This window comes from Actinoplanes auranticolor (assembly GCF_018332655.1).
GTDB classification, from domain to species: Bacteria; Actinomycetota; Actinomycetes; order Mycobacteriales; family Micromonosporaceae; genus Actinoplanes; species Actinoplanes auranticolor.
In genome coordinates, this window is the sequence record NZ_BOQL01000037.1 from 15,377 (window position 1) to 27,561 (window position 12,185).

Below are 12,185 nucleotides of genomic sequence, written 5' to 3' on the forward strand. Positions count from 1 at the left end.
AGGAACACCGTGTCGTCGATCAAGGACCGGCAGCGCGCGGCGGCGCGGGCCCGGCTGGAGAAGGAAATGGCCGAGCGGGCCACTGCCGCGCGCAAGCGCCGGCAGCGGCAGGCCATTATCGGCTCGGCCCTCGCGGTCGTCGTGATCGCGGGCGCCGCGGTGTGGATCGTCGCCGCGCTCGGCAACGACGACGACAAGAAGTCGACCGACGCGTCCGCCCCGCCGCCCGGCACCGTCAGCTGCTCGTGGATCCCGGAGGACGGCAGCACGGGGAGCAAGGTCAAGGACGTCGGCACCCCGCCGGCGAACGCCCCGAACACGGGCACGGCCACCCTCACCATGGACACCAACCTGGGCGCGATCACGGCCGCGGTGGACCTGAGCAAGGCGCCGTGCACCGGCGAGGCGTTCACGTTCCTGGCCGGCAAGAAGTTCTGGGACAACACCAAGTGCCACCGGCTCACGACCGCGGGCATCAAGGTGCTGCAGTGCGGCGACCCGTCGGCCACGGGCAAGGGCTGGCGCGAGAGCGACGGCTCCGGCGGCCCGAGCTTCCGCTACGCGGAGGAGAACCTGCCGACCAACGCGAAGCCGGCCTACCCGAAGGGCACGATCGCGATGGCGAAGACCTCGGCGCCCAGCTCGACGGGCAGCCAGTACTTCATCGTGTACGAGGACACCGACCTCCCGCCGGACTACACCGTCCTGGGGAAGATCACCAAGGGGCTCGACATCGTCGAGACTGTTGCCAAGGCCGGCAGTGACAATGCCAATGGTGAGGGTGACGGGCACCCGAAGAAGGAGATCACCATCAAGACGCTGACCATGGCCAAGGGCTAGTCGGCTCTCTGTTCCTGGAAGGCGGATCCCGGTTTTCTTCGGGGTCCGCCTTTCTGCTTCCGGGTTTCGGTGGTGGGGCTTGGGGGCGGGGATGGCCCGCGCTGCCTCGCCCGTTCTCTCCTACCGACGCCCGCCACGCCGTCAGGGTTACTTCACCCGGCTGCCCGGACCTTCTCCCGGCCGCCACCTTCCACCGCGCCGTTCGTCTGATCGCTTCACCGCGTTCGGCGAAGCTTGCCGGTTTTGTCCAGCGCCCTGATGTTGTTGCGCGACGACTCGGCGCTGAGCAACCCTGCGACCCGTTCAGCCCCACCACTCAGCGCAGCCCAGCGCCGCTTGACCACCCCGGCACTGCGCACAGCCATGCGATCCGGCGTAGCCGACCACCCAGCCTGGCTCAACCACGCAGTGCGGCGCCGCTATCCACCCTCAGCGCAGCCGATCAAGCGGTCCATCGTGGCCCCACCATCCAGCGCGGCCTCACCATCCGGTCCCGGCGTAGCCATTCACGCAGCCCGGCTCGATCAGGTTTGCCGCGCCACCAACCGACCCGGGCGCAGCCAGCCAAGCGGTCCAGCAGGGCCAACCACCCGGCGCAGCACAACCTTGCGGCCCGCCATGGGGCCCTGCACAACCAACACCCAACGCAGCCTCAACCGCCCGGCGCGGCCCAACCACCCAGCGCGGCGCGGCAGCGGGTCTGCGGTGGCTGGCCTGGTGTCGGGGCCGTGGCCGGTCGGAGCGGTGCTTGGTGGCGCTCCGACGGCCGGCGTTTTCGTTCCCGCCTGGGGCGGGTTGGTCAGGCGCCTGAGGTTACGCGGTAGGCATCGAAGACGCCGTCTACCTTGCGGACTGCGGCTACCAGGTGGCCCAGGTGCTTCGGGTCGGCCATTTCGAAGGTGAACCGGCTGACCGCCACCCGGTCGCGGGTCGTGGTGACCGTTGCCGACAGGATGTTGACGCGTTCCTCGGACAGGACGCGGGTCACGTCGGCCAGGAGCTTGTGCCGGTCCAGCGCCTCCACCTGGATGGCTACCAGGAAGGTTGATGCCGACGTCGGCTTCCAGCTGACCTCGACCACGCGTTCGCTCTGGTCGCGGAGGTCTTCGGCGTTGGCGCAGTCCTCGCGGTGGACGCTGACGCCGCCCGACCGGGTCACGAAGCCGAACACCGCGTCGCCCGGGACGGGGGTGCAGCAGCGGGCCAGTTTCACCCATACGTCGCTGACGTCCTTGACCACCACGCCGGGGTCCTGGGCCGTGCTGCGGTTGCGCGGCGGGCGGGTGGCGACGGCGGTCTCGGCGATGTCCTCGACCGCGCCCTCCTCGCCACCGAAGCCGGCGACGAGCTTCTGCACGACCGACTGGGCCGAGACCGTGTTCTCTCCCACGGCCGCGTACAGCGAGGCGACGTCGGCCAGGTGCAGGTCGCGGGCGATGGTCGTCAGGTTGTCGCTCGTCAGCATGCGCTGCAGGGGCAGGCCCTGCTTGCGCATCGCCTTGACGATCGCTTCCTTGCCGTCCTCGATCGCTTCCTCGCGGCGCTCCTTGTTGAAGTACTGGCGGATCTTGGTGCGGGCGCGCGGGCTCTTGACGAAGCCGAGCCAGTCCTGGGTCGGGCCGGCCGTGGCGGACTTCGAGGTGAATATCTCGATGACGTCGCCGTTGGACAGGGTCGACTCCAGCGGCACGAGCTTGCCGTTCACCCGGGCGCCGATGGTCTTGTGGCCGACCTCGGTGTGCACCGCGTACGCGAAGTCCACCGGCGTCGAACCGGTCGGCAGCGGGATGACGTCGCCCTTGGGGGTGAAGACGTACACCTCCTGGCTGGACAGGTCGAAGCGCAGCGCGTCCAGGAACTCGCTCGGGTCGCTCGCCTCGCGCTGCCAGTCCAGCAGCTGGCGCAGCCACGTCATCTCGTCGATGTGCGCGGGCGGGCCGACGATCGTCGCGCCCTTCTGCTCCTTGTACTTCCAGTGCGCGGCGATGCCGAACTCCGCCGTACGGTGCATCGCGAAGGTCCGGATCTGCATCTCGACCGGCTTGCCGGTCGGGCCGATGACCGTCGTGTGCAACGACTGGTACATGTTGAACTTCGGCATCGCGATGTAGTCCTTGAACCGGCCCGGCACCGGCTGCCAGTTCGCGTGGATGACGCCCAGCGCGGCGTAGCAGTCGCGGACCGTGTCGACCAGGATGCGCACGCCGACGAGGTCGTAGATGTCGTTGAAGTCGCGGCCCCGGACGATCATCTTCTGGTAGATCGAGTACAGGTGCTTCGGCCGGCCGGTGGTCTCCGCCTTGATCTTCGCCGACTTCAGGTCGAGCTGGACGCGCTGGGTGACCTGCCGCAGCAGCGCCTCCCGCTGCGGCTGGTGCTCGCCGATCAGGCGGTTGATCTCCTCGAAGCGCTTGGGGAACAGCGTGCCGAACGCGAGGTCCTCGAGCTCCCACTTGATCGTGTTCATACCCAGGCGGTGGGCCAGCGGGGCGAGGATCTCCAGCGTCTCCTTGGCCTTCTGCTCCTGCTTGGGCCGGGGCAGGAAGGTCAGGGTACGCATGTTGTGCAGCCGGTCGGCCAGCTTGATCACCAGGACGCGCGGGTCCTTGGCCATCGCGACGACCATCTTGCGGATCGTCTCCGCCTTGGCCGCGTCGCCCAGCTTGACCCGGTCGAGCTTGGTGACGCCGTCGACCAGGAGCGCGACCTCGCCGCCGAAGTCGGCCTTCATCTGCTCCAGGCCGTAGTCGGTGTCCTCGATCGTGTCGTGCAGCAGGGCGGCGACCAGCGTCGTGGTGTCCATGCCGAGGTTGGCCAGGATGGTGGCGACCGCGAGCGGGTGCGTGATGTACGGGTCCCCCGACTTGCGGTACTGCCCCGAGTGCCAGCGGGCGGCGACGTCGAAGGCCCGCTGCAGCGCCCGCCCGTCCGCCTTGGGGTGGCTGGCCCGGTGGGTGGCGATCAGCGGCTCGAGCACCTCGCTGACCTGGGTGCTCTGCCACGGGGCGTTGAAGCGCGCCAGCCGGGCCCGGACCCGTCGTCCGGTGGGCGCACTGGCCAGCCCGAAGCTGCTGGCCGGCTCCTCCGCCGGGGACAGCGGCTGGGTGGACTCGAGGTCGTGCGTCTCCCCGGTGACCGGTACGTCGGTTTTCGGGGCTTGAACCTTCGGGGCCTGGGTCGTCGGGGTCTGAGACTTCGGAGCCTGAACCTTCGGGGCTTGCTCAGCCTCGGGCGCCTTCGCGCCGGTCGGCTGCACCGTGCCGTCCGTCGGAGGGGCGACGTCGCTGGACACCGGCCTCCTCACACCATCGCCGGGACCACCGGTCGTCCTCGACCGGTCCGGTCCGCCACCATTGCTCACCTTGCTGAGAACGTCATCCTACCCGTCCCCACTTCCCGGATGGCCCGGCCCGATCCGCCGAAACCGTGCCGCCCCCGGCGGCAGATGCGGATCAAACGGTCAGCAGAGCATGGACCGTACGCGGAGCCAGCCGCTTGCGGCCGTCGAGGAAGCCCAGTTCCATCAGCACCGTGAAGCCGGAGACGGTGCCGCCGGCCCGCTCCACCAGGTCCAGCGCCGCCCCGGCCGTACCGCCGGTGGCGAGCACGTCATCCACGACCAGCACCCGCTCACCGGCCACGAACGCGTCCTCGTGGACCTCGAGGGTCGCCTCGCCGTACTCCAGGGCGTACGACGCCGAGTAGGTCTTGCGGGGCAGCTTGCCGGCCTTGCGCACCGGCACGACGCCCTTGCCGGTGGCGTAGGCGATCGCCGCGGCGACCACGAAGCCACGCGCCTCCACGCCCGCCACCACGTCGAACGAGCCGGTCCCGTGATGCGCCACGATCCCGTCGATCACCTGCCGGAACACCGTCCCGTCGGCGAACAGGGGCATCAGGTCCTTGAAGACGATGCCCGGCTTCGGGAAGTCCGGCACGTCCAGCACCCGGCTGGCCACCAGCGCCGCAACCTCGGGACCGCTGTCCCCGCGTACCTCGTCAGTCTGGGTCACGCCGGACAGCCTAGACAGGCCGACGGCCCGCCACCGAAGCGGTGGCGGGCCGTCTGGTCAGACCGTGGTGCTCAGCGGCGCTTCTGGCCGCCGCTAGGGCGGTTGCCCGCACCGCCACCGCGCGGGTTGCGCTTGGCGGCGGGCCGCGCGCCGGGCCGCGGCGTGGAGGAACCGGCCAGGGCCGGGACCTCCTCGGCCGGGGTCGTGCCGGCCGGGCGGTTGCGCTCGCCGCGGGCCACGTCGCCGGAGCGCACCCCGGAACGGCGGGCCAGGACCCGGGCGGTGTGCGCCTTGATCCGCGGCTCGTTGTCCTTGAGCGCGGCGAGCAGCGGCGAGGCGAACAGGATCGAGAGGATGACGCCCAGGCCCATGCCGACGAACAGGACCAGACCGAGGTCCTTGAGGGAACCGGCGCCGAGCAGGCCGGCACCGATGAAGAGCAGACCGCCGACCGGCAGCAGCGCCACCAGGCTGGTGTTGATCGAGCGCATCAGGGTCTGGTTGACCGCGAGGTTGGTCGCCTCGCTGTACGTCTGGGTGCTGCCCGCGGTGATGCCACGGGTGTTCTCCTGCACCTTGTCGAACACCACGACCACGTCGTAGAGCGAGAAGCCCAGGATCGTCAGGAAGCCGATCACGGTGGACGGCGTGACCTCGAAGCCGACCAGCGAGTAGACCGCGGCCGTCAACACCAGGTCCAGCAGCAGCGAGGAGACCGCGGCCACCGCCATCCGCCACTCGAAGCGGATCACCAGGTAGACCATGACCAGCACGAGGAAGATCGCCAGACCCAGGAGTGCCTGCTGGGTGACCTGTTCACCCCAGGCCGCCGAGACCCGGTTGTCACTGATGTCGGCTACCGGAACATTCAGGTCGGTCGCCAGCGCCTCCTTCACGGCGGTCGACTTGTCCTGGTCGAGAGCCGCGGTCCGGACCGTGTAGGTGGCCTCCGGACCGTTGCCGACCCGCTGGGCGGCGCCGATGTTCGCCTCCTCAGCGACACCGGCGGTCTCGACCGCCCGGGCCACCGCGCTCTGCGCATCGGCCTGGGTGCCGACGCTGGCCGGGATCACGAACTGGGTGCCACCGGCGAACTCGATGCCGAGGTGGAAACCCCGGAGCAGGAAGCTGCTCAGGGCGACGAGCACCAGCACGCCCGCGATCGTGAACCACATCTTGCGGCGACCGACGATGTTCAGGTTCGCCTCGCCACGGTAGAGGCGGTCGGCAAAACCCTTGCTGGCCATGTCAGGCCTCCTTGACGTCGGTCGGGGCACGCTTGAGGGCGCGGCCGAGGCCGCTGACCCGCGGCGACATGAACGCCTTCGTGTTGGCGAACATCGTCATGATCGGGTGCCGGAACAGGAACACCACGACGAGGTCGAGGATGGTGGCCAGTCCGAGGGCGAAGGCGAAACCCTTCACCGCGCCGATCGACACGATGTACAACACCACCGCCGCCATGATGGTGATGGTGTTCGCGGAGATGATGGTACGCCGGGCGCGGGCCCAGGCCCGGGGTACGGCGCTGCGAGGGCTGCGACCCTCGCGGATCTCGTCCTTGAGCCGCTCGAAGTAGAGAACGAACGAGTCCGCCGCTACACCGAGCGAGACGATGAATCCCGCGATGCCCGCCAACGTCAAGGTGAAGCCCGTCGACCGGCCCAGGAACACCAGCGCGCCGAAGGTGAGCACCGCGGACAGCACCAGACTCAGGAGGATGACCGTGCCCAGCAGGCGGTAGTAGAAGAACGAGTAGAGCGCGACGAGCCCCAGGCCGATTCCGGCGGCGAGCAGACCGGCCTCGAGCTGCTGCTTACCCAGCGTCGCGGAGACCGACTGGGTCGCCGCGGGTTCGAAGGTGACCGGCAGGGCGCCGTACTTGATCTGGTCGGCGAGCTCCTTGGCCGAGGCGGCGTCGAACTGGCCGGTGATCTGCGACTGGCCGGTCAGCACGCCCTGGATCTCGGGGGCGGAGATGACCGTCTTGTCGAGCACCACGGCGACAAGGCAGTGCGTCGCGCCGGTGGACAGCGCCTGCGCGGCGGCCACGCAGGTGTCGTTCGCGGCCGGCTGGAACGCCTCACGGGTGAGTGCGGTCCACTTCGCCTGGCCCGTGCTGGTGAAGTCCAGGGAGACGACCCACTGGCCCTGCTGCTGGTCGAGCTGCGGGGTGGCGGTGTCGATGTCGGTGCCGATGACCTTGGCGACGTCGAGGTACATCTTCGCGCCGCTCTGGCAGGCGACGACCTTCGAGTCGATCACGTCGATCGCGCCGTTGGGCCGCTTGTCGAGCTGGTTCTCACAGCCGATCGTCGGGACGTTGAACTGCATCTCCGGCGACAGCGCGTTGACTTCCTGGCCGGTGAGCGTGCCGAACGCCTTGAACTGCACGCCGGCCGTCGGGTCGGTGGACAGGTCGACCGGGTCGGTCAGCTTCTCGGCCGCCGCCCAGGCCTTCGCGCCGACCTTCTTCTCGATGGCCGCGCGCTGCGTCTTGATGTCGGCCGACACCGGAGCCGGGGCCGCCGCCGAGGCGGAAGGCGCGGGCGCCGGGGCGGACGGAGCCGGGGCGGACGGGCTCGGTGCCCGCTCCCCGCCACCCTGACCGCCGGTGGACGCCGACGGCGCGGCGCTGCCGGTGATCTGCGGGGCCGCACCGGCGCTCGCGCTGGGCGCGGCTCCGCTCGGCGCGACACTCGGCGGGTTGGCCGCCACGGCGGCGTTGTCGCCGGTCGCCTTGAGCACCTTGCGGAAGCGCATCTGCGCGGCCTGGCCGACGTTCTTCAGCTGGTCGTCGGCCTCACCGGCCACGGAGACCACGATGTTGCGGTTGCCCTCGACGACAACTTCCGCCTCGGCCACGCCGAGCGCGTTGACCCGCTGATCGATGATCTTGCGGGCCTCCTCCATGCTGGCCTGCGGCGGCGGCTGCCCGTTGGACTGCAGCGACGCGACGTAGGTCGCCTGGGTGCCGCCGACGAGGTCGAGGCCCAGTTTGGGCTCGAGCCGCTGCTGCCAGCCACCCTTGGCGCCCGCGCCGAAGAAGACGAGGGCACCGAGGATGACGAAGAGGAGACCGAGCACGGCGAGCTGCCGCCCGGGATGCATCTGTCCCTGTGGTGGTCGTGCCACGACTGTCGATCTCCTCGTGCTTTTCGGCCGCGACGGGAGCGCGCGGCACTGGGGATGAATCGGGGAACAGGCCGGACCGGACGGGTCCCGCCGCGCAGGCGGGTTCCGGCCGATTTGCCCGGCGCCGATTATTCACAACAACGAGCCGTCCGGCTGCCCCGCCTCACGGCCTGTCGTACTTTTCCGGTTGCGGCCCGCCGTGGGAACGGGCCGCAGCCGTCAGTCCTTGGTCTTGCGGGTCTCGACGACCGGGCTCTCGATCGGCGCCGTCGCGCCCGGCTCGGTGACCGGGTCGGTGGCGACCGGCTCGTCGTCGGGAACGATGTCGTCGACCGGCGTCTGCTTGACGACCTTGGCGATCGCCGGGCGGGCGAAGCGGGCGTTCACCCCGGGGGAGATCTCCACGGTCACGACGTCGTCGGCCACGTCCACCACAGTCGCGTGCAGGCCGCCGATGGTGACGATCTCGTCGCCGGGACCGAGCGCGGACTGCATCTGCTGAGCCTCACGGCGTCGCTTCTGCTGCGGGCGGATCATCATGAAATACATGACGCCGAAGAGCAGGACGATCAGAAGCAGCGGCGTAAAACTGCCACCGCCCTGCGCTTGAGCTGCGTTAAACACGAAGACGACCTTCCAGACTGGCCATGAGGCCCGCGGCGCGGCGTGGGGCACACGACGGGGCGATATACACATCCCGTTCGAACGGCGGCGAGTCTAATCCCTCTACCTGGGAACTCGGAAAGCGGCACACGTCACGTTCACATTACGGAGAGCTTTCGGCATCCCGGGCGAACAGGTCGGGTTGCTGCGGCATGGCGCCCCGGCCCTCCGGCGGCCGCTTGCCGAGATGCTGCCAGCCCGCGTCGGTGGCGACCCGGCCCCGCGGCGTACGCGCGAGCAACCCGGCCCGGACCAGGAACGGCTCGCACACCTCCTCGACGGTGTCGGACTGCTCCCCCACCGCCACGGCGAGGGTGGAGAGCCCGACCGGCCCGCCCCGGAACGACTCGATGAGCGCTCGCAGCACCGCCCGGTCGAGCCGGTCCAGTCCCAGCTGGTCGACGTCGTACACGGTCAGCGCGGCCTTGGCGGTCGCCTCGTCGACGATGCCGTCGCCGCGCACCTCGGCGTAGTCACGCACCCGGCGCAGCAGCCGGTTGGCGATGCGCGGGGTGCCGCGGGAGCGGCCGGCGATCTCGGCCGCACCCTCCGGGGTGATCGGCACGCCCAGGATGCGCGCGGAACGGTGCAGCAGCGCGTCGAGGTCGGCCGGCGAGTAGAAGTCCAGGTGGGCGACGAAACCGAACCGGTCGCGCATCGGCCCGGAGAGCAGCCCGGCCCGGGTGGTGGCGCCGACCAGGGTGAACGGCTCCACGTCGAGCGGGATGGCGGTGGCACCGGGACCCTTGCCCACGATCACGTCGACCCGGAAGTCCTCCATGGCGCTGTAGAGCAGCTCCTCGGCGGGCTTGGCGATGCGGTGGATCTCGTCGATGAACAGCACGTCACCCTCGGCCAGCCCGGTGAGGATGGCCGCGAGGTCGCCGGAGCGCTCGATGACCGGGCCGCTGGTGGTCCGGATCCCGGTGCCCAGTTCGGCGGCGACGATGTTGGCCAGGGTGGTCTTGCCGAGGCCGGGCGGGCCGCTGAGCAGGATGTGGTCGGGCGGGGTGCCGCGCCCCATCGCGCCCTTGAGCAGCAGCTCGAGCTGGTCCCGGACGCGGTGCTGGGCGATGAAGTCGGCCAGCCGGCGGGGCCGGACGCTGGCCTCGGCGTCCAGCTCCTCGTCCTCGGCGAACGGCGAGACCAGGTCGTCCGGACCGTCGGTCATCGGGTGCGGCCCAGCAGCCGGATCGCCTGGCGCAGCAGCACCGGCACGGCCGGCACCTCACCGTCGATCGACTCGGCGACCGCGACGACGGCCTGATCGGCCTGCTGGGCCGACCAGCCGAGCGCGATCACGCCCTGACGCACCTGCTCCTGCCAGCCGCCGCTGAGCGAGCCGGCCACTCCGTCGGGGCCGGTGGACACCGCGCCGATGCGGTCGCGCAGCTCCAGGACCAGGCGTTCGGCGCCCTTCTTGCCGATCCCGGGCACCCGGGTCAGGGTGGCGATGTCCCCACTGGACACCGCCCGGCGGACGACCTCGGGCTGATGCACGGCGAGCACCGCCTGGGCCAGCCGCGGGCCGACCCCGCTGGCGGTCTGCAGCAGCTCGAACAGGTGCTTCTCGTCGTCGTCGGCGAAGCCGTACAGGGTGAGCGAGTCCTCGCGCACCACCATGCTGGTCGACAGCCGGGCCTCGGCGCCGGCCTTGAGCCCGGCCAGGGTGGCGGGCGCGCACTGCACCTGCAGGCCGACACCGCCGACCTCGATCACGGCGCTGTCGGTGGCGATCGCGGCCACCACGCCGCGCACGCTGGCGATCATCGTCGGGGTCCTCCCCTGCGAGCGGAGGCGGCGGCCACGGCCGCGGCCTGGATGCGGGCGCGGGTGCCACCGCGCCAGATGTGACAGATGGCCAGCGCCAGGGCGTCGGCGGCGTCGGCCGGGCGCGGCGGGGCGTCCAGCCCCAGCAGGCGGGTGACCATGCTGGTCACCTGGGCCTTGCCGGCGGTGCCGGAGCCGGTGACGGCGGCCTTGACCTCGCTGGGCGTGTAGGTCTGCACGGGCAGGCCGGCCCGCGACCCGGCCAGGATGGCGACCGCGCTGGCCTGGGCGGTCCCCATCACGGTACGGACGTTGTGCTGGCTGAACACCCGCTCGACGGCGACACTGTCGGGCTGATGCTCGGCGACGAGCTCCCCCAGGGACTTGTCGAGATGCAGCAGCCGCAATGCGATGTCCTCGTCGGGCTCGGAGTGGACGACGTAGTAGCCGATGAGCTTGCCCGGCCGGCCCGGCACACCCTCGACCACACCGACGCCGCACCGGGTCAACCCCGGGTCGATGCCGAGCACCCGCACCAGAACTCCCCTCGGACGTGTGTTCGACACCCTATGGGATGGGCGCCCCGGTCCCGCAGCCGACACACGCGCGGGTTGTCTCCGGCTCCCGATCACCGGCGAAGGTGGTCTTGGCGGTCGCCTTGCGCCGGCTTCCGGGTGCGCCGACCATGGGGGTCGGGAGGTCGCCATGGCTTACCTGATCCCGCCGATGGAGGACGAGACACCGCCGGAGTTCATCGCCTTCGTGGCCGCGCGGCACGACATGCTGCTCGGCGAGGCGGCCCGGCTGACCGGCGGCGAGCGCTCGGCGCCGGAGCTGTGCATGCAGGTGCTGACCGACCTGGCCGGCCGGTGGCGCTGGCTGACCTGGATCAGCCGCCTCACCCGCCGCGACGCCGCGGCGCAACTCCTGGACCGTCGCCTGACCGCCCGGACCAGGCAGTGGCGCGAGGATCAGATCTACCCGGTCGAGGTCCAGGTCCTGCGCGACCACGACCAGAGCCTGCACACGGTGGCGGTCCCGTCCACCGCGACGGTGCAGTATGAGCGCCCGCCGGCGCCGGCTCACGAATCGGTCGCTCAGCAACTCGCGGCGCTGCTGCCCTCCACGGTGCGGGCCGGCACCGGGGTCATCGCCGAGGCGGAGATCGCCTGGGTGCACGCCTACCGCCGCTACCTGTGGCGCCGCTACTGCACCGTGGGCGGCGGCATGGTCTTCCTGATCGGCGGCATGGTCCAGTTCATGTCGCAGTTCTCCGCCACTACCTGAGCACCCGCAAAAGCGCCGGTGGCAATCTCTTGCTCGGTCTTCGCGTAGTAGCTGCTGTTCGCGATCAGCAGAGTCTCGGCAAGCACCGGCTCACAGACGGACAGCAGTCCGCGATCCTCGATCTCGTCCCAGCCGGGGTCAGCTTGCTTGCGCATGATGCGGGTCAGCGCGCTGGTATCGACCAGATATCTCGTTCTTCGGCAGCGTCCAGTTGACTGAAGTCGAAAGCACCGGCTTCATACCTCTCATTCAGGCGCGCGCGTGCGGCTCTGCGCTTTTCTCTCTCCTGCTCGACCAGGCGTCGGAGCGCCTCGTTGATCGCGGCGTTGGAGGAATGGGCAGAGAAGTGCCGTTGCGCCTCAGCGAGGAGATCGCTGTCGATCTCTTCCTCGGTGATGGGGCCGGTCGCCAGGTCGGTCAAAGCGCCCTCCTGTGGATCGGTCACTTCCAACCCCCTCACCGCACTAGTCGCTTGGA

11 protein-coding genes are annotated in these 12,185 nt (G+C 70.3%); 2 read left to right on the forward strand and 9 right to left on the reverse strand.

All coding sequences use genetic code 11. The features are described 5' to 3' along the window. The first annotated feature begins 9 nt into the window (after positions 1-9). Positions 10-840 carry a peptidylprolyl isomerase gene (locus tag Aau02nite_RS23050; protein ID WP_212990626.1) on the forward strand — a complete coding sequence of 277 codons (831 nt, stop codon included), beginning with the start codon at positions 10-12 and terminating at the stop codon, positions 838-840. Between the two features lie 799 nt (positions 841-1,639). Here the strand turns inward: Aau02nite_RS23050 and Aau02nite_RS23055 are convergent. The 8 genes from Aau02nite_RS23055 to ruvC form a co-directional block, all read right to left on the reverse strand. Further along, positions 1,640-4,132 (reverse strand): RelA/SpoT family protein, encoded by a 2,493-nt coding sequence (locus Aau02nite_RS23055; RefSeq protein ID WP_212990627.1) that lies wholly within the window; start codon positions 4,130-4,132, stop codon positions 1,640-1,642. Positions 4,133-4,292: 160 nt separating this feature from the next. Continuing rightward, positions 4,293-4,853 (reverse strand): adenine phosphoribosyltransferase, encoded by a 561-nt coding sequence (locus Aau02nite_RS23060; protein ID WP_212990628.1) that lies wholly within the window; start codon positions 4,851-4,853, stop codon positions 4,293-4,295. A gap of 71 nt (positions 4,854-4,924) precedes the next feature. Beyond that, positions 4,925-6,100 (reverse strand): protein translocase subunit SecF, encoded by a 1,176-nt coding sequence (secF, locus tag Aau02nite_RS23065; RefSeq protein WP_212990629.1) that lies wholly within the window; start codon positions 6,098-6,100, stop codon positions 4,925-4,927. A 1-nt stretch (position 6,101) separates the two neighbouring features. After that, positions 6,102-7,964 (reverse strand): protein translocase subunit SecD, encoded by a 1,863-nt coding sequence (gene secD / locus Aau02nite_RS23070; RefSeq protein ID WP_212990717.1) that lies wholly within the window; start codon positions 7,962-7,964, stop codon positions 6,102-6,104. A 243-nt stretch (positions 7,965-8,207) separates the two neighbouring features. Then, the gene (gene yajC / locus Aau02nite_RS23075; RefSeq protein WP_212990630.1) at positions 8,208-8,612 is read right to left on the reverse strand and encodes a preprotein translocase subunit YajC; all 405 of its coding nucleotides are present in this window, start codon (positions 8,610-8,612) and stop codon (positions 8,208-8,210) included. Between the two features lie 142 nt (positions 8,613-8,754). Further along, on the reverse strand, positions 8,755-9,822 hold the full coding sequence (gene ruvB, locus Aau02nite_RS23080; RefSeq protein WP_212990631.1) for a Holliday junction branch migration DNA helicase RuvB: 1,068 nt from the start codon (positions 9,820-9,822) through the stop codon (positions 8,755-8,757). Continuing rightward, complete coding sequence (gene ruvA, locus Aau02nite_RS23085; protein ID WP_212990632.1) at positions 9,819-10,421, reverse strand: Holliday junction branch migration protein RuvA; 603 nt, start codon at positions 10,419-10,421, stop codon at positions 9,819-9,821. Before ruvA ends, ruvB begins: the two co-directional genes overlap by 4 nt. Further along, complete coding sequence (gene ruvC, locus Aau02nite_RS23090; RefSeq protein ID WP_212990633.1) at positions 10,418-10,957, reverse strand: crossover junction endodeoxyribonuclease RuvC; 540 nt, start codon at positions 10,955-10,957, stop codon at positions 10,418-10,420. Before ruvC ends, ruvA begins: the two co-directional genes overlap by 4 nt. Positions 10,958-11,126: 169 nt before the next feature. On the opposite strand from ruvC, the gene Aau02nite_RS23095 reads away from it, so the two are divergent. After that, positions 11,127-11,708, forward strand: a complete 582-nt coding sequence (locus Aau02nite_RS23095; RefSeq protein ID WP_212990634.1) for a SigE family RNA polymerase sigma factor — start codon at positions 11,127-11,129, stop codon at positions 11,706-11,708. A 163-nt stretch (positions 11,709-11,871) separates the two neighbouring features. Here Aau02nite_RS23095 and Aau02nite_RS23100 read toward each other — a convergent pair whose 3' ends face one another. After that, complete coding sequence (locus Aau02nite_RS23100; RefSeq protein ID WP_212990635.1) at positions 11,872-12,153, reverse strand: type II toxin-antitoxin system VapB family antitoxin; 282 nt, start codon at positions 12,151-12,153, stop codon at positions 11,872-11,874. Positions 12,154-12,185 lie beyond the last annotated feature (32 nt).